The 21,849-nt window shown below is 66.7% G+C and carries 26 protein-coding genes; 13 read left to right on the top strand and 13 right to left on the bottom strand.

Annotated features, from left to right (window positions below; translation table 11 throughout):
* Nucleotides 1-193: 193 nt before the first annotated feature.
* The 6 genes from AC1M0F_RS12515 to AC1M0F_RS12490 all read right to left on the bottom strand — a co-directional run bounded on the left by AC1M0F_RS12515 (nucleotide 194) and on the right by AC1M0F_RS12490 (nucleotide 4,890).
* Entirely contained in the window at nucleotides 194-895 is a 702-nt protein-coding gene (locus tag AC1M0F_RS12515; protein WP_480238947.1) for an alpha/beta fold hydrolase, read from the bottom strand.
* Nucleotides 896-1,016: 121 nt separating this feature from the next.
* Nucleotides 1,017-2,708 carry a long-chain-fatty-acid--CoA ligase gene (locus AC1M0F_RS12510; protein WP_480238586.1) on the bottom strand — a complete coding sequence of 564 codons (1,692 nt, stop codon included), beginning with the start codon at nucleotides 2,706-2,708 and terminating at the stop codon, nucleotides 1,017-1,019.
* A 45-nt stretch (nucleotides 2,709-2,753) separates the two neighbouring features.
* Nucleotides 2,754-3,407, bottom strand: coding sequence for a biliverdin-producing heme oxygenase (locus AC1M0F_RS12505; protein WP_480238585.1), 654 nt, complete (start codon nucleotides 3,405-3,407; stop codon nucleotides 2,754-2,756).
* A 63-nt stretch (nucleotides 3,408-3,470) separates the two neighbouring features.
* The gene (locus tag AC1M0F_RS12500) at nucleotides 3,471-4,025 is read right to left on the bottom strand and encodes a hypothetical protein (protein WP_480238584.1); all 555 of its coding nucleotides are present in this window, start codon (nucleotides 4,023-4,025) and stop codon (nucleotides 3,471-3,473) included.
* A 39-nt stretch (nucleotides 4,026-4,064) separates the two neighbouring features.
* The gene (locus tag AC1M0F_RS12495) at nucleotides 4,065-4,478 is read right to left on the bottom strand and encodes a DUF4383 domain-containing protein (protein WP_480238583.1); all 414 of its coding nucleotides are present in this window, start codon (nucleotides 4,476-4,478) and stop codon (nucleotides 4,065-4,067) included.
* 109 nt (nucleotides 4,479-4,587) lie between these two features.
* On the bottom strand, nucleotides 4,588-4,890 hold the full coding sequence (locus tag AC1M0F_RS12490; protein ID WP_480238582.1) for a DUF2470 domain-containing protein: 303 nt from the start codon (nucleotides 4,888-4,890) through the stop codon (nucleotides 4,588-4,590).
* Nucleotides 4,891-5,017: 127 nt separating this feature from the next.
* Here AC1M0F_RS12490 and AC1M0F_RS12485 point away from each other — a divergent pair, with 127 nt between their 5' ends.
* The 4 genes from AC1M0F_RS12485 (at nucleotide 5,018) to AC1M0F_RS12470 (ending at nucleotide 9,672) form a co-directional block, all read left to right on the top strand.
* A complete protein-coding gene (locus tag AC1M0F_RS12485) occupies nucleotides 5,018-5,995 on the top strand; it encodes a TIGR03885 family FMN-dependent LLM class oxidoreductase (protein WP_480238581.1) in 978 nt (325 codons plus the stop codon).
* Nucleotides 5,992-7,665 carry an alpha-amylase family protein gene (locus AC1M0F_RS12480; protein ID WP_480238580.1) on the top strand — a complete coding sequence of 558 codons (1,674 nt, stop codon included), beginning with the start codon at nucleotides 5,992-5,994 and terminating at the stop codon, nucleotides 7,663-7,665. Before AC1M0F_RS12485 ends, AC1M0F_RS12480 begins: the two co-directional genes overlap by 4 nt.
* A gap of 99 nt (nucleotides 7,666-7,764) precedes the next feature.
* On the top strand, nucleotides 7,765-9,039 hold the full coding sequence (locus tag AC1M0F_RS12475) for a serine hydrolase domain-containing protein (RefSeq protein WP_480238579.1): 1,275 nt from the start codon (nucleotides 7,765-7,767) through the stop codon (nucleotides 9,037-9,039).
* Nucleotides 9,040-9,153: 114 nt separating this feature from the next.
* Nucleotides 9,154-9,672 (top strand): DinB family protein, encoded by a 519-nt coding sequence (locus AC1M0F_RS12470; protein WP_480238578.1) that lies wholly within the window; start codon nucleotides 9,154-9,156, stop codon nucleotides 9,670-9,672.
* Nucleotides 9,673-9,690: 18 nt separating this feature from the next.
* Here AC1M0F_RS12470 and AC1M0F_RS12465 read toward each other — a convergent pair whose 3' ends face one another.
* The 3 genes from AC1M0F_RS12465 to AC1M0F_RS12455 all read right to left on the bottom strand — a co-directional run bounded on the left by AC1M0F_RS12465 (nucleotide 9,691) and on the right by AC1M0F_RS12455 (nucleotide 11,802).
* A complete protein-coding gene (locus AC1M0F_RS12465) occupies nucleotides 9,691-10,527 on the bottom strand; it encodes an SDR family NAD(P)-dependent oxidoreductase (protein WP_480238577.1) in 837 nt (278 codons plus the stop codon).
* Nucleotides 10,528-10,612: 85 nt separating this feature from the next.
* Nucleotides 10,613-11,266 (bottom strand): hypothetical protein, encoded by a 654-nt coding sequence (locus AC1M0F_RS12460; protein WP_480238576.1) that lies wholly within the window; start codon nucleotides 11,264-11,266, stop codon nucleotides 10,613-10,615.
* Between the two features lie 26 nt (nucleotides 11,267-11,292).
* Nucleotides 11,293-11,802: a universal stress protein gene (locus AC1M0F_RS12455; protein WP_480238575.1), complete on the bottom strand. Its 510-nt coding sequence runs from the start codon at nucleotides 11,800-11,802 to the stop codon at nucleotides 11,293-11,295.
* A gap of 133 nt (nucleotides 11,803-11,935) precedes the next feature.
* On the opposite strand from AC1M0F_RS12455, the gene AC1M0F_RS12450 reads away from it, so the two are divergent.
* The 5 genes from AC1M0F_RS12450 to AC1M0F_RS12430 are packed head-to-tail and all read left to right on the top strand — an operon-like array spanning nucleotide 11,936 to nucleotide 15,741.
* The gene (locus AC1M0F_RS12450; protein WP_480238574.1) at nucleotides 11,936-12,667 is read left to right on the top strand and encodes a 3-oxoacid CoA-transferase subunit A; all 732 of its coding nucleotides are present in this window, start codon (nucleotides 11,936-11,938) and stop codon (nucleotides 12,665-12,667) included.
* On the top strand, nucleotides 12,664-13,332 hold the full coding sequence (locus AC1M0F_RS12445; RefSeq protein WP_480238573.1) for a 3-oxoacid CoA-transferase subunit B: 669 nt from the start codon (nucleotides 12,664-12,666) through the stop codon (nucleotides 13,330-13,332). The genes AC1M0F_RS12450 and AC1M0F_RS12445 overlap by 4 nt, the downstream gene beginning before the upstream one ends.
* Complete coding sequence (locus AC1M0F_RS12440; protein ID WP_480238572.1) at nucleotides 13,329-14,501, top strand: thiolase family protein; 1,173 nt, start codon at nucleotides 13,329-13,331, stop codon at nucleotides 14,499-14,501. Before AC1M0F_RS12445 ends, AC1M0F_RS12440 begins: the two co-directional genes overlap by 4 nt.
* A 10-nt stretch (nucleotides 14,502-14,511) precedes the next feature.
* A complete protein-coding gene (locus AC1M0F_RS12435; RefSeq protein WP_480238571.1) occupies nucleotides 14,512-15,288 on the top strand; it encodes an IclR family transcriptional regulator domain-containing protein in 777 nt (258 codons plus the stop codon).
* Between the two features lie 3 nt (nucleotides 15,289-15,291).
* The gene (locus tag AC1M0F_RS12430) at nucleotides 15,292-15,741 is read left to right on the top strand and encodes an SRPBCC family protein (RefSeq protein ID WP_480238570.1); all 450 of its coding nucleotides are present in this window, start codon (nucleotides 15,292-15,294) and stop codon (nucleotides 15,739-15,741) included.
* An 18-nt stretch (nucleotides 15,742-15,759) separates the two neighbouring features.
* On the opposite strand, the gene AC1M0F_RS12425 is transcribed toward AC1M0F_RS12430, so the two are convergent.
* Nucleotides 15,760-16,497: a TetR/AcrR family transcriptional regulator C-terminal domain-containing protein gene (locus AC1M0F_RS12425; protein ID WP_480238569.1), complete on the bottom strand. Its 738-nt coding sequence runs from the start codon at nucleotides 16,495-16,497 to the stop codon at nucleotides 15,760-15,762.
* Between the two features lie 121 nt (nucleotides 16,498-16,618).
* On the opposite strand from AC1M0F_RS12425, the gene AC1M0F_RS12420 reads away from it, so the two are divergent.
* From AC1M0F_RS12420 to AC1M0F_RS12410, 3 genes are all read left to right on the top strand, one after another.
* Nucleotides 16,619-17,314 (top strand): DUF2306 domain-containing protein, encoded by a 696-nt coding sequence (locus AC1M0F_RS12420; RefSeq protein WP_480238568.1) that lies wholly within the window; start codon nucleotides 16,619-16,621, stop codon nucleotides 17,312-17,314.
* Nucleotides 17,315-17,388: 74 nt separating this feature from the next.
* Complete coding sequence (locus tag AC1M0F_RS12415) at nucleotides 17,389-18,468, top strand: NAD(P)-dependent alcohol dehydrogenase (protein WP_480238567.1); 1,080 nt, start codon at nucleotides 17,389-17,391, stop codon at nucleotides 18,466-18,468.
* Nucleotides 18,469-18,687: 219 nt separating this feature from the next.
* Nucleotides 18,688-19,107 carry a DUF7144 family membrane protein gene (locus tag AC1M0F_RS12410; protein WP_480238566.1) on the top strand — a complete coding sequence of 140 codons (420 nt, stop codon included), beginning with the start codon at nucleotides 18,688-18,690 and terminating at the stop codon, nucleotides 19,105-19,107.
* Nucleotides 19,108-19,128: 21 nt separating this feature from the next.
* Here AC1M0F_RS12410 and AC1M0F_RS12405 read toward each other — a convergent pair whose 3' ends face one another.
* Nucleotides 19,129-19,617, bottom strand: coding sequence for a heme-degrading domain-containing protein (locus tag AC1M0F_RS12405; RefSeq protein ID WP_480238565.1), 489 nt, complete (start codon nucleotides 19,615-19,617; stop codon nucleotides 19,129-19,131).
* Between the two features lie 132 nt (nucleotides 19,618-19,749).
* Here AC1M0F_RS12405 and AC1M0F_RS12400 point away from each other — a divergent pair, with 132 nt between their 5' ends.
* Nucleotides 19,750-20,622 (top strand): SGNH/GDSL hydrolase family protein, encoded by an 873-nt coding sequence (locus tag AC1M0F_RS12400; RefSeq protein WP_480238564.1) that lies wholly within the window; start codon nucleotides 19,750-19,752, stop codon nucleotides 20,620-20,622.
* A 21-nt stretch (nucleotides 20,623-20,643) separates the two neighbouring features.
* On the opposite strand, the gene AC1M0F_RS12395 is transcribed toward AC1M0F_RS12400, so the two are convergent.
* Both AC1M0F_RS12395 and AC1M0F_RS12390 read right to left on the bottom strand, forming a co-directional pair.
* Nucleotides 20,644-21,366, bottom strand: coding sequence for a CE1759 family FMN reductase (locus AC1M0F_RS12395; protein WP_480238563.1), 723 nt, complete (start codon nucleotides 21,364-21,366; stop codon nucleotides 20,644-20,646).
* The gene (locus AC1M0F_RS12390; RefSeq protein ID WP_480238562.1) at nucleotides 21,363-21,848 is read right to left on the bottom strand and encodes a MarR family winged helix-turn-helix transcriptional regulator; all 486 of its coding nucleotides are present in this window, start codon (nucleotides 21,846-21,848) and stop codon (nucleotides 21,363-21,365) included. Before AC1M0F_RS12390 ends, AC1M0F_RS12395 begins: the two co-directional genes overlap by 4 nt.
* Nucleotide 21,849 lies beyond the last annotated feature (1 nt).

The raw sequence follows: 21,849 nt of genomic DNA, 5'->3' as shown, positions 1-21,849 counted from the left end.
GCCACCACCCTCCAGGCCACGCGGCGGCTGCTGAGACTGCGTCGGGGCGGCGAGTTCCGGCGCGCGGATTACAGGAGATTGCAGGGATAGCAGGATCGAATGGGCCAAAGCATCCTGATGATCGTGTGATCTCCTGTGAACCCTGCGAGAGGGTTCCGGCTTCTTCCTTGTCGGGGTCGGCTGGGCGACAGCCCTAGCGGTCGCGAAGCGCATCGACGAGCGCGGCGGCGAGCTCCTTCGGCTTCGTGACCTGTGGCCAGTGCCCGGTGGGAAGGTCGACGATCTCGTAGTCGCGCACCTTCGCCAGTTCGGCAGTGAACACCGCCTCGGACTCGATCGCCTCATGCATCGCCGCGGAGGGGAACGTGCAGGTGATCACCGTGACGGGGACGTCGTAGCGTCGCTCGTCGGAGAGTTCCTGACGGTCGAACGCGACGGCACGGGGTTCAGGTACGGCGATCTGCCTGAGCTGCCGCCGGAGGTCCTCGTCGAGGTCGGTCAGGTCGGCCTCGGAGAACTCGGCCCATTCGGGAAGCGGCAGATCGTCACCGGACGTGGGCATCTCGTCGTTGATGAGGTAGCCGTCTGCGAGCGGTCCGCTGTCGACATAGATCGCCCGGACCACGCGGTCGGGCCGTGCGTCGACGGCGGCGTGGATGATCGCCCCACCGCCGGAGTGGCCGACCAGGGCGACCGGCCCATCGATCGAGTCGATCGTCTCGACCACGGCGTCGACGTGATCTCGCAGCCCGATCCCGGTGCGACGCGCATCCAGCGATTCCAGCCCGGGGAGAGTGAGCGGATGCGCGCGGTGGCCGGCTTCGGTCAGCGCGGGGATAACGGGGTCCCAGCTGGACCCCTTCAGCCAGAAACCGGGAACGAGGACGACATCCATGCCACGACGATACGACGTGGCACCGACGTCGTCCACGCCTTCGACGATCGAGAGTGCCGTAGTGGCTCGAAAAGCAGGAGCTTTCACGCCACTACTGCACTCTCGGCACGACGGCCGGCCGTCAGTCGGCGAGCATCCGCTCCCTGACGTCCTTGCGGAGAACCTTGCCGATGAGCGAGCGCGGCAGGTCGTCGACCTGCACGATGCGCTTCGGGATCTTGTAGGCGGTCAGGCCCCTGCGGCAGAAGTCACGAAGCGCGTCCTGGTCGAACACCGCCCCGTCGCGCAGCACGACTGCGGCGGCGACATCCTCGCCACCGCTCTCCCGCGGCAACCCGACGACCGCAGCCTCGCGCACGTCGGGGTGGCTCAGCAGCGCGAGCTCCACCTCGGACGGCGACACGTTGAACCCGCCGGTGACGATGAGTTCCTTCACCCGGTCCACGACCGTGACGAAGCCGTCAGCCGCGACCTCGACGATGTCCCCGGTGCGCAGCCAGCCCCCGGGCAGGAGCGTGGCCGCGGTGTCGAGCGGACGCTTCCAGTAGCCGGAGAAGACCTGTGGGCCACGGAGGAGCAACTCACCGGCCTCGCCTGGGCCCCTGTCGACCTCAGGGTCGGCGGGGTCGACGACCCTGATTTCGGTGCTGGGGAACGGCACGCCGACCGTCCCGGGGCGGCGCGAGGGTCCGATCGGGTTTCCCAGCGCGACAGGCGAGGTCTCGGTCATCCCGTACCCCTCGACGAGGAGACCGCCTGTGGCGGACTCCCACCGCTCGACGATCGACACGGGCAGGCTCATCGCGCCGGAGATCGCGAACCGGATGCCGGACAAGTCCACTTTCCGGCGCTCGGCCGCACGCGCCAGCGCCTCGTAGATCGGCGGAACCGCGGGCAGGAACGTGGCCGGTGTCTTCGCGAACGCGCTGAGCACGAGGTCGACGTCGAACTTCGGGAACAGCACCACCGTAGCCCCGATGCTCATGGCGAAGGTGAGGCAGAGGGTCATGCCGTAGGCGTGGAACAGGGGCAGGACCGCGTAGAAGACTTCGTCGCCCTCGGCCAGCCCCGGCACCCACGCCCGGCCCTGTTCGGCGTTCGCCCGCAGATTGAAGTGGCTGAGCATCACGCCCTTGGGGCTTCCGGTCGTGCCGCTCGTGTACTGGATGAGCGCGAGGTCGTTCACGTCGGGGCGTTCGTGCTTGCGGCGCAGCCGTCCGTGCGAGAGCAGGGATGACCAGCTCGTCGTCCCCTTCACCGCAGCCCCGGTGGTCAGGGCCCGGCGGGAGGTGCGGGCCTTGGCAACGGGGAGCCGCAGCGCGACCCTCGTGCCGAACGGCATCGCAGTGGTCACGTCGACCGAGATGACGGCATCGAGTGGGATGTCGCTGGGGAAGTCGGTGATCATTCCGGCGACCTTGTCCCAGGCGACGACGACGCGGGCGCCGTGGTCCTCGAACTGGTGGCGCAACTCCCGTGCCGTGTAGAGCGGGTTGTGCTCCACCACGACGGCGCCGAGCCGGAGCACGGCATAGAACGCCACGACGTGCTGGGGGCAGTTCGGCAGGACGAGCGCGACCCGGTCGCCCTTCGTCACCCCGAGCCGGCGAAGACCCTCCGCCGCCCGATCGATCTGCTCGCCGAGCTCCGTATAGCTCGTCGTCCGGCCAAAGAACTCCAGCGCCTCCTTGCCGCGGAAGCGGGAGACGGCATCCTCGACCATGTCGACGAGGGACCCGGTGGGCAGTTCGATGTCATGGGGGACGCCTGGCGCGTACGCGTCAAGCCAGGGTTTCGACGTGAATTCGCTCACACTGCTCCTCGGATGCCGCGGCGCCGCGTGGGCGTCGCGTTCTTGTTAGGCGACCGACTGTGCCTTCGCGGTGGCGAGGTCTGTGAACAGGTCGGTGTTGAAACGGTACGCCACAAGGACCTCGTCGATCACCCGGTTGCGTTCCGCGTCGTCCCAGGGAACGGCATCCAGCTGCTCACGGTAGGTGTCCTTGAACTCCTTCGGCTTCGCGATGTCGCCGAAGAGGTAGAAGCCGACCCCGTTGGTCTCGAAGCCGAACTGTCGCTGCATGATGGTGCGGATGATCTGGCCGCCGGACAGGTCGCCGAGGTAACGCGTGTAGTGGTGGGCGACGAAACCGCCTGCCCACGTCGCGCCGACCTCGCGGATGCGGGCCACGTACGCGGACGTTGTCGGCAGGGGACTGATGTCCTCACGCCAGGTGTCGCCGATGAGGAACCGGAGGTCCTCTTCGATCGCGGGGAGCCTGGTGAGTTTGTCGGAGATGAACGGCGCCGCGACCGGGTCGTTCTTCATCCGGTCGGCTGCCCACTCGATGGCCTCGTAGATGAAATAGTGCTGGGCGACGAGGGCGATGTAGTCCTCGCGCGTGCCCTTGCCCGTCATCAGGTCGCCCATGAAGTCGGCGCCTTCGCTTTCGGAGTGGCTGGTGCGCGTACGCTCCCGCAGTTCCTGCGAAAAGGGAATGAGGTTCGACATCGGGCTCCGTCTGGCGGGGTTAGGGTGCCCTTAGTATAGCCATCCTCGCCGGCGGGGTGGGTGTCAGTGTCCTTGATGTGACGGCGACTCATCCGTGACGATCGTCGTGCCGTGCTCGCCGTGGGGAACGGCTCGGGATCCTGCATTCGTCCCGGCGAGGGCCGGGGTGACGAGTCCGGCGACGAGCGCGGCCCGGCAGGTCATGCCGAGCAGGTAACGCCCCGGGCGGGTGACGGTTGCCGTGGTGCGGCGAGCGCGTGGGGACTCCGCCCGTCTGCGGTTGACCGCGAGGCTCAGCCCGATGAAGAGGCTGAGAGCGGATGCCGCAAGCATCGGACCGAACGGCAGCGCCGCGGTCATGCTCGAGCTGCCGAGTGCGATCCCGGCGGTGACGTCGAGCCCCCAGAGTGCGACCGGTGCGAGGGAGAGCGGGAGTGCGACCCGCGGGAGGATGATCCGCCCACGGGCGAGTATCGCGATCCCCCAGCCGAATTCGGCGATGCCGAACCCGACCAGGAGAATCGCGGGGAAGAGAGGGGAGCCCGCTCCGACGGCGAGATGGACAAGGCCCACCCCCAGGCTCGCCAGGGCCATCACGCTTCGACTGCTGTCGTTCACGATAACTCCCCTCTCCGTCTGAGTCAGTTACTCGGTCGGTTACGCGTGAGCGTTGACGGTCCGGACTGACTTGTCTGCGGCGAGACCGACTCCGAGCAGCACGATCGCGCTGGCGAGGTGCAGGAAGTGGTCGGCGGTGTTGAGGGCGAGGATGTTCAGAGCGGTGCCGACGAGGAAGAACCCGACGATACCGAGGAGCAGGTAGACGGCGCCGACGACCGTGTTGACGGTCTTGGCTGCCGCAACGTTCGAGAGCCCGGCGATCAGCAGCGCTGCACCGATGAGAAGGTGGGCGATGTTGTGCAGAGGGTTCACCGCGAAGAGGCCGAGCAGCAGGTTGCCCTCAGTGGCGATGAAGCTGACGCCGCCGGTGACGGCGAAGCCGAGAAGACCGACGAGAACGTAGACGCCACCGAAGATGGTGGCAAGGAGACGATTCGGTGAAGTGCGCATGATGGGGGTTCCTCCTGGATAGTCCGTGCGGCCAACTGCCGCACACCATCACATTCGGACCCCTCGCCCGATCGGTTTGGTCACCGGGGCGAATACAGGCAGGCGCCGGTCAGTGCGCCCGCGGCGGAAGCCCCAGCTTCTCGCACGCGGCGTCGTAGAGCACGACCACTTCGCGGCGGATGCCTGCGCGTTCGGTGACAGGGACGGACCACGCGATCCTGGCCTCGGACTCCCCGTCGGCGGATGTGACGGACCAGGTGCCTCCGTCGCCGTCGAGGCCCGTCATCACGGCCGAATCGGCGGCGGGATCGGCGAACGCCCGAACGATCACGAGGTTGTCTGCGAGGTGATCGGTGTTCATGTGCCTGAGCACGGCGTCGACGATGTCGGCGCTGAAGACGTGGGTGGTCATGCCCCCATTGGAGTGCAACGGACTCGACGGTGTCAATTCGCCGCTAGCACGGCACGCGTCCGAACCGCGAGGGGTAGCCGTCACGTCGGGCCGCTGCCTAGGCTCGGCACCGACCGGAAGGGTATGAATGACAGTCATCGGCTTCCACGCCTCCCACGAACAAGTCCACCCTCGCGCACTGCTCGACGCGGTCGTCCGCGCCGAAGCCGCCGGATTCCAGGCCGCCATGTGCTCGGATCACTTCGCCCCATGGAGCGAACGGCAGGGCCAGTCCGCATTCGCGTGGTCCTGGCTCGGCGCAGCGCTGCAGGCCACCTCGCTTCGCCTGGGTGTCGTCAACGCGCCTGGACAGCGGTACCACCCGGCGATCATCGCGCAGGCCGCTGCCACGCTGTCCGCGATGTACCCGGACCGGTTCTGGGCGGCTCTCGGCTCGGGGGAAGCGGCGAACGAGCACATCACCGGAGACGGATGGCCGAGCAAGGACGTGAGAAACGCCCGGCTCCGGGAGAGCGTCGACGTGATGCGACGGCTGTTCGCCGGCGAGGAAGTCAGCGTAGACGGCCATGTGACCGTCGACCGGGCGCGCCTGTGGACCCGGCCCGAGACGCCGCCGCCGCTGCTGGCTGCGGCGGTGAGTCCGGCGACCGCGGCATGGGCCGCCGGGTGGGCGGATGGGCTGGCCACCGTCGCCCAGGCCCCCGCCGACCTCGAACGGATGGTGGATGCCTACCGTGGGGCGGGCGGCAGTGGTCCGCTCGTGCTGCAGGTCCACGTGAGCTACGCGCAGACCGATGAGGAAGCGCTCGCCATCGCCCACGACCAGTGGCGCACCAACGTGTTCTCCCCTCCGGTCTGCTGGGATCTCGACAGCCCAGAAGCGTTCGACGAGGCGGCGAAGCACGTCACACCCGACGACATGCACTCGACGGTGCTCATCTCCTCAGACCCGGGCTGGCATGCCGCCAGGCTCGCTGGCTTCTTCGACCTCGGCTTCGACGAGATCTACCTTCACCATGTGGGGGTGGACCAGTCCGAGTTCATCGACGTCTTCGGTGACCGGGTGCTTCCGCAGTTCGTCGAGCGGGAGGGGGCGACAGCATGAAGATGACCGATACGGCCGACCTGTGGTGGAAGACCGCCGTCGTGTATTGCCTCGACGTCGAGACCTTCATGGACTGGAACGATGACGGCGTTGGCGACCTCGCCGGCCTGGCGCAGAGGATGGATTACCTCGCCGAGCTCGGAGTCACCTGCCTCTGGCTCATGCCGTTCTACCCGACTCCCGACCGCGACGACGGCTACGACATCACCGACTTCTACGGGGTCGACAAGCGGCTGGGTCACCATGGTGACCTCGTCGAGATGGTCCGCACCGCGCACGACCGCGGCATGCGGGTGATCGTCGACCTCGTGGTGAACCACACGTCCGACCAGCATCCGTGGTTCAAGGCCGCCAGGTCGAGTGTCGATTCGCCGTACCGGGACTTCTACGTGTGGAGGGATAAGCCGCCGAAGAAGCAGGCGGCGACGGTGTTCCCCGGCGAGGAGTCCAGCGTCTGGGAGCTCGACGAGAAGACCGGGCAGTACTACCTGCACCGGTTCTACAAACACCAGCCCGACCTCAACGTCGAAAGCCCGCGCGTGCGCGATGAGATCGCCAAGGTGATGGGTTTCTGGCTGGAGCTCGGGATCCACGGGTTCCGGGTCGACGCGGTCCCCTTCTTCCTCGAACCGTCGGCGGGCAAGGCGACCGGCGACACCTACGGGGACCCACACGACTACCTGAAGTCGCTGCGATCGTTCCTGGGCCGCAGGACCGGCGACGGCATCCTGCTCGGTGAAGTGAACCTGCCCAGGGAAGAGCAGGTGCAGTACTTCGGTGGTGAGGCAGCCGACGAACTCACGATGCAGTTCGACTTCGTTGCCATGCAGAAGTTCTACCTCTCCCTGGCGCGCGAGGATGCGCGGCCGCTGGCCGACGCCCTCGCCGCCCGGCCCGCGATCGGCTCGCAGTCGCAGTGGGCTAACTTCCTCCGCAACCACGACGAGCTCACCCTCGACAAGCTCACCGAGTCAGAACGTGCCGAGGTGTTCGACGCATTCGCGCCCGAAGAGAAGATGCGGGTGTACGACCGCGGCATCGTGCGGCGGCTGCCGTCGATGCTCGACGGCGACCCGCGTCGCATCCGGATGGCGTACAGCCTGCTGTTCTCGATGCCTGGCACCCCTGTCCTCTTCTACGGGGAGGAGATCGGGATGGGAGAGAACCTCGCCATTCCCGGGCGCGGCTCGGTGCGCTCTCCGATGCAGTGGACGAGCGGGACGAACGGCGGATTCTCCCGCGCCAGGAAGTCGCGGCTGACGGCGCCTGTGGTCGACGACGGCTTTTCGCCCGAGCACGTCAACGTCGCCGACCAGCGCCACGATCCTGACTCGCTGCTGCATTTCATGCGTCTGTTGATCAGGATCTACCGCAACTCCGCAGAGATCGGCTGGGGCGACTTCGCCGTGCTCCCGCAGCCGAACGATGCCGTACTCGTCCACACCGTCACCGGCGCCGAAGGACAGATGGTGGCCGTGCACAACTTCAGTCCCGATCCGGCGGTCGTGTCGATCACTGTTCCTGGAGCGGATGCGTCGACGCGGCTCATCGACCTCCTCGAAACGGGCGAGGTTGCATTGTCGGACGGCGGCAGCGCCGATCTGACGCTGCCCGCATACGGCTGCCGATGGCTGCGGGTTGCCGACGACACGACGAAGCGATTGTACTGATCGTGTAACGGTGCATAACATCCAGCGGTTCTCGTCATCGAGCGGTGACGGGCTCGGCTAGACTCCCCATTTGTAGGGCCATCAGGGGGATGGATGAGAATGAGTAAAGCTCGCGGCAGTCGCACTGCTTTGCTGACGGTCGCGATGGGGGTTGTTCTCGGCCTGTCCGCATGCGCCGGCACCTCCACCACTCCCGTCGAACTGCCCGAGCAGCCGGCCGAAGCGCTCCCGGCAGCCTCCGCAGATGCCCTCGACGCGGCGTTGACCGAAGCGATGGCGCTCGCCGCTGCATCCGGAGGAATCGCCGGTGTCTGGGCACCGTGGTCAGGAAGCTGGGTCAGCGCGGCAGGGACCACAGCACCCGGCGGCGGCGAGAAGATGACGACCGACATGCGTTTCCGGGTCGGAGACAACACCAAGCCGATGACGTGCGACGTCCTGTACGGCCTCGTCCAGGACGGCACCGTCGCACTCGACGACAAGGTCTCAGACCATCTCCCGTCGATCGTCGGGATCGATGGGATCACCCTCGGGCAGTTGTGCCACGGCACCTCAGGACTGGGGGACTACAGCGGGAGCCTCGGCGCGATGTTCGCCATCAATCCAACCCGGCAGTGGTCACCGGTCGAGCTCATCTCGGACGGGATCGCCAACCCGGGCACCGGTGCGCCTGGCGAGGCCTACGCCCCGTCCGACACGAACTACGTCCTGCTCGGTCTCGCCCTGCAGGAAGCAACGGGCGACGACTGGCAGACGCTGTACAAGCGTTACGTCTTCGACAGGCTCGACATGGACGACTCCCTGTTCCCCGAGCCGACGACGCTGACCATCTCGGCTCCGTTCGCGCCAGGCTGGGAGTCTGTGAAGCTCGCCGACGGCACGCTCGCCTGCGACGCCCCCACGGACGAAACGGCGCTGTCCAACTCGCAGGTCTTCACAGCGGGCGGAGTCGTCTCTTCCGTCGACGACCTGCACAGGTACGCCCAGTCATTCGCGACAGGCGCGCTGCTCGGCGAAGAGTTGAAAAAGGACGCCTGGAAGACGGTTCCGCTCGGCGAGGATGCCCCCGCGTGGCAGGCATTCGGCCCCGGCGGACTGCAGATGGGCCCGATGCGCGGACAGGCCGGCTCGATCCCCGGCCACATCACCGCGATGCTCTCCGACCCGACGACCGGCCTCACCGTGGTGGTCATGCTCAACAACTCCACTGCCGGGGCGGGTTTCGCCCAGTTGCTTGCCATGAAACTGGCGGCCATCGCCGCGAAGGCCGAGCCCGTGAAGGGACAGAAGCTTCCCGTCGTCGGTCTGCCATGGTCAGAGGAACAGATGACCGAGCAGCTCGCGGGCAAAGCCGTCTGCCAGCCCGCCGCCTGACGCGTCGTCGGCGATCCGTACAGTCGGTCGCGTCTGTGGCGGTTGACCGGAAGTCGACGCCTGTCGGCAGTTTTCCATCGGCGGACACGGTCGGATAGGCCATAGGTTTGGGGCATGGTCATCACACCCGACACGAAGAACTGGACCTGGGTCCTGGAACGCGAATGCCCCGAGTGCGGGTTCGACTCGGGCGGAGTGACGCTCGGAGAGATTCCCGACCTGCTCCGTGCCAACGTGCGGGGGTGGCCGGAAGTGCTCAGGAGGCCGGACGTGAGGACGAGGCCGGACGACGCAACCTGGTCGCCCCTTGAATACTCCGCCCATGTGCGCGATGTCTTCCGCATCTTCCACACCAGGCTCGATCTTATGCTCGCCGAGGACGACCCCGAATTCGAGAACTGGGACCAGGATGCGACCGCCGTCGCAGAGCGCTACCAGGAGCAGGACCCGCAACAGGTCGAGTCAGACCTGGTCGCAGCGGGACTCGCCCTCGCCGACGCATTCGAGCGGGTGCCGGACGACGCTGCCGAACGCACGGGGCGTCGCAGCGACGGGTCGCGGTTCACCGTGGTGACGCTGGGCAGGTACCTCCTGCATGATCCGGTGCACCACCTGTGGGACGTGACCCACTGAGCATCCGATTCGGCCGGATCAGCGACGTTCGACGGGTGAGCCGACCAGTTCGGCGCTAAGGTCCCAGAGTCGCGCGGCGAGCCCGGTGTCGTACGCCTGCGGGTTCGCCTTCGCGATCTGCCGCTTGTCGTAGTACGCGCCTGGCACCCAGTCGACGCCCGGCACCGTCGTGGCCAGCCAGACGAGCGTGTCTGCGCCTTCCTCCGGTGAGATCAGGAAGATCTTGAACACGCTGCGGTAGACGAGGCGCATGATGCTGGTCGATCCGGTGGCGAAACTCGTGGCCACGATTCCGGGATGGAACGCCGCGGTGGAGATCCCGCGTTCTGCGTAGCGGTTGTGCAACTCGACGGTGAAGAGGATGTTTGCCAGCTTCGCGTTGCCGTACGCGCGGTTCTCGGAGTAGCCGTGTTCGGCGTTCACGTCGTCGATGTCGAACTTGCCGAACCGGGAGTTCGCCACGCTCGAGGTGTTGACGACCGTGGCCCGGCTCTCGGCCAGGCGGTCCATGAGCAGGTTCGTCAGCAGGAACGGAGCCAGGTGGTTCACCTGGAACGTCTTCTCGTTGCCGTCGACGGTGGTCTCCCTGTGTCCGAGGATGCCGCCGGCATTGTTGGCGAGGACGTCGATCCGCGGGTACCGCTCGAGCAGGGCGGTAGCGAGTTCGCGGACGTCGTCGAGGCGGGCGAAGTCCGCGACGAAGAAGTCGGCACCGATGGCGGTGGCGACCGCCTTCGTTTTCTCGGGTGACCGGCCGACGACGACGACCCGGTCTCCGCGCTCGGACATGGCCCTCGCAGCAACGGCTCCGATGCCGTCGCTTGCTCCGGTGATGATCACGGTTCGTGCGGTCATGGTCCCTCGCTCCTGGTCTGGATCATGAGCTTAGGTGCCCCCACTGGGAAGTTCCGCACTGGCCGCCGTGTTCCCGGATGCCCCGTCACCCGCGATCGTCGCCCTTCCGCTCGAGTGACGGAAGGTCCACCTCGAGCAGCTGCCGAAGCCGGTCCTGGCGGTCGAGAACGTAGTCGGGGTCGTCGGAGAACGATTGCATCCGTTGTTCAACTTTGGCCTTGACGTTCTCACCGATGTCCTGCCACGCCGCTGCGCGAGCCCGTTCGGCGAGTGTTGAAACGGCATCCGGGTCGTTCCGTGCCTCCTCCAGCGAGTCCGCAAGAGCGAGATAGAGCTGTTCCCGGCGCCGAAGGGTTCCTGCGTCGATGAGGTGGTAATCGTGCGCATGGTCCGCCAGCCCACCGGAGAGGTCGGTCGTCGCCCTCGCCTCGGTCATCATTTGAGCGTTGTCACGCTGCTCCCCTGCGGCACGCGCCAGCTCGTCAGCCACGATGTGCGCGGTCGCCTCCTCGTCGAAGGGGAGGTTCTCCTGCAGGGCGCGGAGGATGAGGCGATTCTTCACGGCAAGGGTCACGCCGTGCCTGGCGATGAGGAGGCCCTCCTCGAGGGCCTGTTCGAAGGGCGCGAGTGGCTGCGGCTCCGGCCGGAACGGCGGTCGGCGAGGCGTCCGCCTCAACACCTTTGCCAGCCAGGACCTGCTGGAGCGCTTGTCACTCTCCACACCGCCAGCGTATGCCATCCTGCCTCCGTCGGTCGGGCCGCTGGTCACTTCCCGGCGGCCTGCTTCGCGGCATCGAGCCGAATCTGGTCGTTGTTGTGCACGATGAGCACCGGGCAGGTGGCATGGGCGACACAGGCGGAACTGACTGAGCCGAGGAGCAGGCCCGAGAATCCGCCGTGCCCGCGGGAGCCGAGAACGAGCATCTCCGCCCCGGTGCTGTATCTGATGAGCGCCTTCGTCGGGATCCCCTGCTCGTATGACAGCGTGAATCGCGCCGGCCGGTCCGAACCGAAGGCGGCCTGCGCGGTGTCCTCGAGCAGCTTCTCGATGTCCTTCTCCGGGGTCCAGCCGGATTCGTACTGGTAGAAGTCGAACATGGAGTGACTGCGCTGCCAGACCGCGAACGCTTCGAGGGGGACGTCGAGGGCGTCAGCGAGCCTGCGCCCTTCGCGGAGCGCTTTCACGGAGGACTCTGACCCGTCGATTCCTACGATGATCGCGGGTGTCGCCTGGCTGCCGGAACCCGCGTCGCCGGCACGTTCATTGTCCGTCATGGTGTCAGTATGCTCCGACGGGTGTCCGGGTGGAAGGGTGCAGGCGCCGACAGGGTGCTCTGGACTGTTCGGAGCGATCGGCGTACCATGATCATGATGTGAACGGATGTTCACTAGGTGAACGGATGAAGACATGATTTCAAAGGTGATCGACGGTCTCGAGCAGGCGGTCTCCGATGTCGCCGACGGTGCCGTCGTGATGATCGGAGGATTCGGTCGAGCGGGGCAACCCGTGGAGCTGATCGACGCCCTCCTGGCGCAGGGCGCTACCGACCTCACGGTGATCAACAACAACGCGGGCAACGGGGACACGGGTCTGGCAGCCCTGTTGGCCGCGCGCCGTGTCAGACGGATGATCTGCTCGTTCCCCCGCCAGAGTGACTCGCATGTCTTCGACGCGCTGTACCGCGCGGGTGACATCGAGCTCGAGCTGGTGCCTCAGGGGAATCTCGCCGAACGCATCCGTGCTGCCGGTGCGGGTATCGGCGCCTTCTACACGCCCACGGGGTACGGCACGGCGCTCGCCGACGGCAAGGAGACGCGCGAGATCGACGGCCGGTCCTACGTCCTCGAATACGCCCTGCCTGCCGACGTCGCACTGGTGAGCGCCTGGCGCGCCGACCGCTGGGGAAACCTCGTGTACCGGAAGACCGCGAGGAACTTCGGCCCGATCATGGCCGCGGCCGCGACGACGACGATCGTGCAGGTCGACGACGTCGTCGAGCTCGGCGCGCTCGACCCGGAGGCTGTCGTCACCCCTGGCCTCTACGTCGACCGGGTGGTCGCTGTGGGTGAACGCGCCTGGCTGCGGAACGGGGAGTTCATCGGCGACGGTTCGCTCGCCGACGCTGGAGCCGTCGCATGACCACCAGAATCAGCCGCGACGAACTGGCCGCCCGGATCGCCCGTGACATCCCCGAAGGTGCCGTGATGAATCTCGGCATCGGTGCACCGACGCGCGTGGCGAACTTCCTTCCGGCAGATCTGGAAGTGATTCTTCACACGGAGAACGGGATGCTCGGCATGGGACCGGAGCCGGAAGCGGGTCAGGTCGACCCGGATCTCATCAATGCAGGCAAACTGCCGGTGACCGAACTCCCGGGGACTGCATACTTCCATCACGCCGACTCGTTCGCCATGATGCGTGGCGGGCACCTCGACGTCTGCATCCTCGGGGCGTTCCAGGTCTCCGAACGGGGCGACCTCGCCAACTGGTCGACAGGTGCGGCCGACTCGATCCCCGCCGTCGGAGGGGCCATGGACCTCGCCATCGGCGCGCGGGAGGTCTACGTGATGACCGACCTCTTCACCAAGTCGGGGAAGTCGAAGATCGTCCGTGAATGCAGCTACCCGCTGACCGGTGTCGGCTGTGTGACCCGGATCTACACGGACCACGCGATCTTCGATGTCACCCCGGCCGGCCTCGCGGTCGTCGAAGCATTCGGCGACAATACCGTCGAGGAGTTGCGGCTGGCCACAGGACTCGACCTGACCGACGCAACGGCCACCGACGACAGGACGCACGCATGACCGGCAGTTTCATCTACGACGCAGTGCGCACGCCGTTCGGTCGCTACGGTAAAGGCCTCGCCGGGGTCCGGCCGGACGACCTCGCCGGCCACACTCTCGCGGCACTGCTCGCGAGGCACCCGGGGTTCGACCCCGCCCGGATCGACGATGTCCTGCTCGGCGACGCGAACCAGGCCGGTGAGGACAACAGGAATGTCGCGCGCATGGCGGTGCTTCTCGCCGGGTTGCCGACCTCCGTGCCGGGTGCCACCGTGAACCGGCTCTGCGGCTCCAGCGTCGAGAGCGTGATCCAGGCCAGTCGTGCCATCGAAACCGGAGACGCCGACATCGTCGTGGCCGGCGGCGTCGAGTCGATGAGCCGCGCCCCGTGGGTGATGCTCAAACCGTCGAAGCCGTACCCGGCCGGACCGGAGACGCTGCATTCCTCAACGCTCGGCTGGCGGATGGTGAATCCGCGGATGCCTGACCAGTGGACCGTCTCCCTCGGTGAGACCGCTGAACTGCTCGCCGAGCGGTTCTCGCTCAGCAGGGAAGACCAGGACGCGTTCGCGGCTCTCAGCCACAGGAATGCCGCAGCGGCGTGGGCCTCCGGTCACTACGACGCCGAGATCGTCCAGGTGCCCGGCGCGACGCTCAGCAGGGATGAAGGCATCCGTGACGACGCGTCCGTGGAATCGCTGGCGCCGCTCAAGCCGGCGTTCCGTGAGAACGGCTCGGTGACGGCGGGCAACTCGTCGCCGTTGAGCGACGGTGCCTCGATGCTCGTGATCGGCGGAGAAGATGCCCCTCTGGATGCCGAACCGCTCGCGCGGATCATCGGACGCGGGGTGACCGGAAACGATCCCCACACCTTCGGCATCGCGCCGGTCGAAGCCGCCAACCGGGCGCTGGCCCGCGCTGGCAAGACCTGGGCAGACGTCGACCTCGTGGAACTCAACGAGGCATTCGCCGCCCAGAGCCTCGCCTGCCTGAAGCTGTGGCCGGAGCTCGACCCGGCCAGGGTGAATGTGCACGGCGGAGCGATCGCACTCGGTCATCCGCTCGGGGCGTCCGGGGGCCGGATCATCGGACACCTGGCGCACGAACTGAAACGACGCGGCGGCGGTGTGGGTGTCGCCGCGATCTGCATCGGGGTGGGACAGGGCCTGGCCGTCGTGCTCGAACGATAGCGTGGGGAGCATGAGCGACGATCCTGAACCGAGTGGACAGTACGTCCAGTCTCTGGCACGCGGCCTGAGCGTCATCAGGGCGTTCGGGCGGGACCGTCCGAGCATGACGCTGAGCGACATCGCCGAAGCAACGCAGCTGACGCGGGCGACGGCGAGGCGTTTCCTGCTCACTCTCGTCGAACTCGGTTACGTGCGAGCGGACGGGCGCCTGTTCGTCCTCACGCCGCGGGTACTCGAACTCGGTTTCTCCTACCTTTCCGGACTGGCACTGCCGGAGATCGTCGGTCCGCACCTCGAGCAGCTCTCCCGGCGGCTCAACGAGTCAGCCTCCGCTTCGGTGCTTGACGACGGCGACATCGTCTACATCGCCCGGGTGCCCGCCCGGCGGATCATGACGGTGTCCATCACAGTCGGAACCCGGTTCCCCGCCCACGCCACGTCGATGGGGCGGGTGCTCCTCGCCGGGCTCGGAGATGACGACCTCGAGCGTTATCTCTCCTCGATCGCGCGGACCGCCCTGACCGAGAGCACGATCACGGATGCAGGTGCCCTCCGGGACACCCTGCACCAGGTGCGCGAACAGGGCTGGGCGCTCGTGGACCAGGAACTGGAGCAGGGCCTGCGGTCGATCGCCGCTCCACTCCGCGGGGCGGACGGCGCGGTGGTCGCGGCGATCAACGTGTCGACGTCGACCTCGACGGCCAGCCTCGAACGGATCAGGGACGACTACCGTCCCGCCATCCTCGCCACTGCCTCGGACATCAGCGACACTCTCGCCCACCTCTGAACGATGGCCGTGTCCTTCGAGCTCCGCACCCGGCTTGCCATGCCGGTTCAGGCCGCGTTCGACCTGTCACGGAGCATCGACGAGCATGTCGATTCGATGGCGGGTAGCAATGAGCGCGCTGTCGGCGGGGTCACGTCCGGGCTGATCGGCGACGGGCAGGATGTCACGTGGCGCGCCGTGCACTTCGGCATCCCGTTCCGGATGACGAACCGGATCACCCGCATGTCTTCGCCGGATTCGTTCGTCGATGAGCAGGTCGACGGGCCGTTCCGGTTCTTCCGGCACGAGCATGTGTTCGTTGCGGACGGGCCCACGACCACGATGATCGATCGCGTCTCTTTCGCTGCGCCGTACGGCATCCTCGGAATCCTCGCCGAGAAGGTGGTCCTCGGGCGCTATCTGCGCCGGTTGATCGAGGAGCGCAACCGCTTCCTCGCCTCTCCGCAGGTCTGATGTCCAGCGTCGCGGCTTTCAGGCTGTGCCGGCAACCAGCTCGGTGTCCTGCTTCGGCCGCAGGGACGTCCAGTTGCGCTCACGGAGTCGGTCGAAACCGTCGAGCAGCAGGTCGAGCGCGAACTCGAATTCGAATTGGTCGTCGCATCCGCTGCCGACGACCGACTCCTCCTCGTGTTGCACTGACGCGGCCATGGTGGCGATGTTGGGGTAGCGCTCCGCCAGTTGCTGCAACATGGCGGGCGGAACCGTTGCTGTCCCCTCCACTGCTGGAGTCGTCGAGTCATCGAAGAGCTCCTGTGTGAATCCCCACATCCGGCCGCCGATGGCGTGCATCACGTGGTGGGTCAGATCCACCGAGAAGCCTCCGGCGAGGAACATGCCGATGAATGAGTCCATGTAGTCGAGGACGGGTGGGGTTTTGTTCACGCGCGACTCGATGGCCTGCCGTGCCCAGGGGTGTCGCTGGAGCGCCTGCCGCGCAGACAGCACCCTCATCCTCACTGCGCTCTTCCAGTCCGCGTCTGCGACCGGTGGGTCGATCTCGCCGATGATGATCTCGACCATGCCGTCGAGGAGAGCCTCCTTGTTTTCCACGTGCTTGTACAGCGCCATCGGAACGACGCCGAGTTCATGTGCCAGCCTGCGCATGCTCAGTGCTTCGATGCCGATCTCATCGGCAAGGGTCACGGCGGCCTGCAAGACCCGCTCGCGATTCAGGCGGACACGGCGCTCCGCGTCGATCTGCTCGGGCATTGGTTTCCTCCGATGCGCGTCTCGCTACGTCACTCTTGACAGGAGTACACAGTACACATTAGCCTGCCCAACAGAGGTGTACGCCGTACACTCACGCTGAATTCACGAGAAGGAATCGGCCATGACCGCAGTCGCCACCCCGCCCAGACGCACGCGAAGCCAGTGGCTGGCCCCGGCCGGACTGATCCTGCTGAGCCTCATACCGATCCTCGCCGGAGCCGCGCGCCTGACAGAGTTGACGGGAGGGGCGGAGATCACGCCTCGGAATGAGCGATTTTTCGACTCACCGATCCCCGTCGTGACTCACATTGTCACGGTCACCGTGTTCAGCGTGCTCGGGGCATTCCAGTTCGCCCCGAGCCTCCGCCGGCGAAGCTGGCACCGGGTGGCCGGCCGCGTCCTGGTGCCTGCCGGCGTGCTCGCCGCGGTGTCAGGCCTGTGGATGGCGGCCTTCTCCGACCTGCCCGCTGGAGACGGGGTGGTCCTCATGGTCCTCCGCCTGATCTTCGGATCGGCGATGGTTGTGAGTATCGGCCTCGGATTCGCCGCAGCCCTGCGTCGCGACTTCGTCGCGCACAGCGCCTGGATGACGCGCGGCTATGCGATCGGCGTCGCCGCAGGAACGCAGGCAATCTTTCTCATCCCGGCAGCGCTTATCTTCGGCCCCACTCACGAGCCGTCGCGCGCGGTCCTCATGGGCGCCGCCTGGGTGGCGAACCTCGCCACCGCCGAATTCATCATCCGTCGCCGGTCGGCGCGTCCAGCCGGACCGACACATCGCAGGGCGGCGCATCGCGAAACTGCCAGGCCCTCTTGACAGGCGTACGCCGTACACTTTAGTCTCCTCGTGAGAGGTGTATACCGTACACCTTCTGATCCAAGGGACTCGTCATGAAAACCACTTCTTCTCCCACCGCATCCATGCTGCGCCAGACCGACAGCGAACGCGCGGAACCGGCGGGCACGATGGCGGCCGCCGTCTACCGCCGCTTCGGGTCGCCGGACGTCGTGCGGATCGAGACCGTCGCCAGGCACACGCCAGGTGAGGACGAGATCCTCATCAGGGTCGAAGCGAGCACAGTGAGCATCGCCGATCATCGCGCCCGCAGCCGTTCCGTTCCGAAGGGCCTTGGACTGCTTGCCGCGTTCGGACTCGGATTCTTCCGCCCCCGCCACCGCATCCTGGGGATGGACGCGGCCGGCGTGGTTGCAGCAGTCGGATCGAGAGTCACCCGATTCGCCCCCGGTGACGAGGTCATCACGATGCTCGGAGCCCACTGGGGTGGGCACGGGGAATACGTCTGCGTGAATCAGGATGCCGCCGTCACGGCGAAGCCACGCAACATGACGTTCGAGGAGGCGGTTGCGCTCGTCTTCGGCGGGATCACCGCCCGGATCTTCCTGAACCGGGCGGACATCAGGCCGGGCGACCGCGTCCTCGTGAACGGTGCGTCCGGGGCGGTGGGAACGGCGGCCGTGCAACTGGCGAAGCACCTGGGCGCACACGTGACCGGAGTCTGCAGCGGCGGCAAGGCCGACCTCGTCGCCTCCCTCGGCGCCGATCGGGTGATCGACTACAACACGGAGGACTTCGCCGCAGACCCGGCCACCTACGACGTCATCGTCGACTGTGCGGGCACCGCCACGTTCACGCGGGTGGAAGCATCCCTCAGGCCGGGTGGCGCGTTGCTGATGGTCGTCACGGATCTCGCGGGGATGATCCGGGCCGCGAGCCGCACCCGGAAGAGCGGAAAGCTGGTGACATACAGCGGCGGTCCGAATCGGGCGGAAGACCTCGCATACCTCGTCGACCTCGCGGAATCGGGCCGGTTCCGTCCGGTGATCGACCGCACGTTCGACCTCGAAGACATCGCCGAGGCCCACCGGTATGTGGATGCCGGTCACAAGACGGGGAACGTCGTGCTGCGAGTATCGTCCAGCGCACGTCGCCATACCGCGGCGATGGAATGACTCCCATCCGCCCCACGACTTCGGCCCGGCGATGCCTGCCTCAGGCCGACACTGTCATCCGCAACGGGTGAACTTGGGCCGCGGTGGGTGCAACCGGTGTCCACTCCGTTGACCGTGTGGCTGTGCCAGGAGAATAATCGGTGCCGTCACGAGCAGTTATGCACGTCTGCGCCGACCACGAGGCCGGCTGCAGGGCATCAATGGAAAGTGGTCGGGATCATGAGTGCTTCCTCAGGGACACAAGAGTCAACGTCGGTCGGCTGGGCCGGTTGGGCCTATTTCGCGGCGGCAATCCTCTTCGTCAACGGCATGTTCAGCACCACCCAGGGCCTCGTGCTGCTGATCGGACCGGAGAACTACCACTCGGCAAATGTGAACGGCGAACTCGTGCTGTTCAACCTGGTCGGCTGGGGGTGGTGGAACCTGATTCTCGGCGTGCTTCTGATGATCGCCGCCAGCGCGCTCTTCGCCGGGGCCACGTGGGCGCGCGTCGTCGCCGTCATCTTCGCCGTCATCAGCGCAACCCTGCAGCTCCTGCTGATTCCGGTGCAGCCGTTCTGGTCATTGATCGTCATCGCGATCGACGTCATCGTCATCTTCGCGATCGTCGTTCATGGCGACGAACTCCGCAAGGCCTGAGCCGACCCGCTGAGCTCTCGGTCAGCGCGACCCTGCAGCGAGGTACTCGGCGATCGAGTCGACGACCAGTTGGTGGTCGTCGTCCGAGGCCAGCCCGGACACGGTGATGACCGCGACGACACCGGCGCCGGCGACCCGCACGGGAAAAGCGCCGCCTGAGGTCGAATACTGGGTGGGGTCAAGCCACCCGTCGACGGACGGGTCCACCCCATTGGCGGCGAACTGCTCGCCGAGAAGCGCCGTGCTCGACTCGAACCGGAAGGCGGATGCCGACTTCCGCTGGATCCAGGCTTCCTGATCGGCGGTCGACCCAGGCAGGGCTGCCCGGAAGAGAATGAGCCCGGGGCGGCGGATGTCGATGGCGATCCGGTGGCCGGCATCGAGTCCGCGCTGAGCGACCAGCGAACCCAGCCGCCAGGCATCTGTGTTGTCGAAGGACTCGAAGACGAGTTCTTCCTCGTGCCTTCGGAGTTCTGCGATTCTGGCGGTCCGGTCTTCGTTCGTCGTCATCCCGCCAGCATCCCACAGGAGCGTCGTTCGCGAGGGGGCGGCCGGTCCGGCCATCGAGCAGCGAAGAAATTCAAACATGAGGAAAGCTCAGACCCCGTGTCTTTTCGGCCCGAAGAGGAGTAGCTTGGCGCGATGAATCGCAAAAGCCGCCACTTCGCCGACGTCGGGGTCATTGCCCTCGCTGCGTCCATCCTGACCACAGGAATTCTCCTCCCGGCAAGTGCGCAGGCCTCGCCGTCCACAACCGCCACCGCCACGACGACAACGTCCGTCACCACCTACGTTGCACTCGGTGACTCGTACGCAGCCGGACAGGGTGGAGGGGCATACGAAAACGCCTGCCTGCAAACGCCCAGCAGCTATCCCGAGTTGCTCGACGACGCGGCCGGCATCGCGCTCAAAGCCGATGTCAGTTGCAGCGGAGCGACGACGACGACCGTGCTCACCCGCCAACTCCCCGCCGTCGTCAAGGCCGTGAAGAAGACCAGGGATATCGGACTGGTCACCCTGACCGTCGGAGCGAATGACCTGGGCGTCGGCACCATCACGGCATATTGCTCTGTTTCGTTCGTGTCGCCCGAATGTCAGGCGGCCCTCAACAAGGCGTATGCGCTCCTGACCCCGCAATCGCCACGCATCCCGAGCAAGCTGGCCTTGCGACTCGCCGCGACATTCGCTGGCGTCGCGCTCGTGGCTCCGAAGGCGAAGATCCTGGTGACGGGGTACCCCTACCTCTTCGAGACGCCTCCGCCGACGGATCCGAACTACGCCGCCATCGTCCAGCTCAATACTGCGACGGCCACGATGAACGCCACCATCCAGGGCGTCGTCGGCCAGCTCGCCCGAGCGCGCGTCAACATCCACTACGTCGACGTCACCACGGCATTCGCCGGGCATGGGATCGGCAGCCCGGTGTCGTGGATTCACGCAACGGGTCCTGACGCCTATCACCCGACAGTGGCCGGCCACCAGGCGTACGCCGCTGCGCTGACAGCGGCGCGCTGACACTCGGCGCTCGCGGCGGGGCTAGCGGGAGATTCCGCCGCCCGCCGCGAGTCGCATGAGGTCGGTATCGAAATCGACATCCGACGCGGCGCGCTCCGACCGCGTCGCGTTGCCCGAGAACTGGTGCTGGTACCCGGCCCAGGCGTCGTCGGCGATCGACCGGCCGACTCCGCTGCGCAGGAACAGGACGAGTTCGGTGGCGGCCCTTTCGATGCGGTCCCCGAGCGCTGAAGAGCCCCAGTCGTCCGGCGCGGCGAACAGCCCTGTCGGCACGGGCAGGGCACGGAGGAAGGCGAAGAGCGGCCGCAGGTGCTCGTCGACGACCATGGCGTGCCTGGAGGTCCCGGCCGTTGCGGCGAGGATGACGGGTTTGGCGATGAGCAGGTCGTTGTCGAGCAGGTCGGCGAACGATTTGAACAGGCCACTGATGCCGGCTTTGTACACAGGGGTGCTGGCGATCACGGCGTCTGCGGAGGCAAGGCGTTCGATCGCCGCCTGCACCCGCTCGTTGGGGAAACCGGAGACGATGGCCTGGGCGATGTCGACCGCGAGCGGACCGAGTTCGATGACGCCGACGGATGCCTGAATCCCACCTTCGCGCAGCAGGTCGAGTGTCTTCTGCGCGGTGCGATCGGCGAGCAGGCGAGTGGATGACGGGTCGCTGACCCCCGCGCTGACCACGACCAGACGCACCGGGGTGCCGTCTGTCGTCGTCTCGAGCGCGATGGACTGGCCGATGGTCATGAGAATGTCCTTTCAATGGCTGCCCGCTGCACGTCGGCGGCGGTTCCACTCGCACCGGCGAGAAGGGTCAGGCTGAGGTCGCGGAGTGTGATCAATTGGTCGGTGTCGAGGGCGCGGGTCATCGCCCCGGCGATCGTGCCGGTCAGCGCACGGCCGACGAGCCGCTGGATGGCGACGCCGTCTGCGGTGAGGCGGATGCGACGCGCGCGCGCGTCTGCGGCATCGCCACGTCGTTCGACGAGTCCGCGCTCTTCGAGGCGTGCGATGAGCCGGGACATCCCGGGCTGGGTGAGGAGCACGTCGTCACCCAGCTCGGTGATCCTGAGCCCGTCAGGTGCGGTGGAGAGGGCGTGGAGCACGGCGTACTCCTTCGGCTGCAGGCCGTGCCAGATGTCGGACTCGCTGAACTCCTGCGCGAGGGTGGCTTGGGCGCGGAAGTACGCCTCCCAGGCTTCGTTGGCGAGGCGTTTGTCGCTGATCACC

It is taken from the genome of Mycetocola sp. Y719 (genome assembly GCF_056713205.1).
The sequence above is the reverse complement of the archived record's forward strand: the minus strand, read 5'-3'. Positions and strand labels throughout refer to the sequence as shown.

Bases quoted from the DNA above. Each gene is read 5' to 3' on its own strand.
- AC1M0F_RS12505 (WP_480238585.1), bottom strand. From the start codon at position 3,407: ATGTCGAACCTCATTCCCTTTTCGCAGGAACTGCGGGAGCGTACGCGC.
- AC1M0F_RS12415 (WP_480238567.1), top strand. From the start codon at position 17,389: ATGAAAACCACTTCTTCTCCCACCGCATCCATGCTGCGCCAGACCGAC.
- AC1M0F_RS12430 (WP_480238570.1), top strand. From the start codon at position 15,292: ATGGCCGTGTCCTTCGAGCTCCGCACCCGGCTTGCCATGCCGGTTCAG.
- AC1M0F_RS12480 (WP_480238580.1), top strand. From the start codon at position 5,992: ATGAAGATGACCGATACGGCCGACCTGTGGTGGAAGACCGCCGTCGTG.
- AC1M0F_RS12495 (WP_480238583.1), bottom strand. From the start codon at position 4,478: ATGCGCACTTCACCGAATCGTCTCCTTGCCACCATCTTCGGTGGCGTC.
- AC1M0F_RS12435 (WP_480238571.1), top strand. From the start codon at position 14,512: ATGAGCGACGATCCTGAACCGAGTGGACAGTACGTCCAGTCTCTGGCA.
- AC1M0F_RS12440 (WP_480238572.1), top strand. From the start codon at position 13,329: ATGACCGGCAGTTTCATCTACGACGCAGTGCGCACGCCGTTCGGTCGC.
- AC1M0F_RS12395 (WP_480238563.1), bottom strand. From the start codon at position 21,366: ATGACCATCGGCCAGTCCATCGCGCTCGAGACGACGACAGACGGCACC.
- AC1M0F_RS12450 (WP_480238574.1), top strand. From the start codon at position 11,936: ATGATTTCAAAGGTGATCGACGGTCTCGAGCAGGCGGTCTCCGATGTC.
- AC1M0F_RS12445 (WP_480238573.1), top strand. From the start codon at position 12,664: ATGACCACCAGAATCAGCCGCGACGAACTGGCCGCCCGGATCGCCCGT.
- AC1M0F_RS12420 (WP_480238568.1), top strand. From the start codon at position 16,619: ATGACCGCAGTCGCCACCCCGCCCAGACGCACGCGAAGCCAGTGGCTG.
- AC1M0F_RS12400 (WP_480238564.1), top strand. From the start codon at position 19,750: ATGAATCGCAAAAGCCGCCACTTCGCCGACGTCGGGGTCATTGCCCTC.
- AC1M0F_RS12410 (WP_480238566.1), top strand. From the start codon at position 18,688: ATGAGTGCTTCCTCAGGGACACAAGAGTCAACGTCGGTCGGCTGGGCC.
- AC1M0F_RS12475 (WP_480238579.1), top strand. From the start codon at position 7,765: ATGAGTAAAGCTCGCGGCAGTCGCACTGCTTTGCTGACGGTCGCGATG.
- AC1M0F_RS12515 (WP_480238947.1), bottom strand. From the start codon at position 895: ATGGATGTCGTCCTCGTTCCCGGTTTCTGGCTGAAGGGGTCCAGCTGG.
- AC1M0F_RS12425 (WP_480238569.1), bottom strand. From the start codon at position 16,497: ATGCCCGAGCAGATCGACGCGGAGCGCCGTGTCCGCCTGAATCGCGAG.
- AC1M0F_RS12470 (WP_480238578.1), top strand. From the start codon at position 9,154: ATGGTCATCACACCCGACACGAAGAACTGGACCTGGGTCCTGGAACGC.
- AC1M0F_RS12465 (WP_480238577.1), bottom strand. From the start codon at position 10,527: ATGACCGCACGAACCGTGATCATCACCGGAGCAAGCGACGGCATCGGA.
- AC1M0F_RS12455 (WP_480238575.1), bottom strand. From the start codon at position 11,802: ATGACGGACAATGAACGTGCCGGCGACGCGGGTTCCGGCAGCCAGGCG.
- AC1M0F_RS12490 (WP_480238582.1), bottom strand. From the start codon at position 4,890: ATGACCACCCACGTCTTCAGCGCCGACATCGTCGACGCCGTGCTCAGG.
- AC1M0F_RS12405 (WP_480238565.1), bottom strand. From the start codon at position 19,617: ATGACGACGAACGAAGACCGGACCGCCAGAATCGCAGAACTCCGAAGG.
- AC1M0F_RS12460 (WP_480238576.1), bottom strand. From the start codon at position 11,266: ATGGCATACGCTGGCGGTGTGGAGAGTGACAAGCGCTCCAGCAGGTCC.
- AC1M0F_RS12485 (WP_480238581.1), top strand. From the start codon at position 5,018: ATGACAGTCATCGGCTTCCACGCCTCCCACGAACAAGTCCACCCTCGC.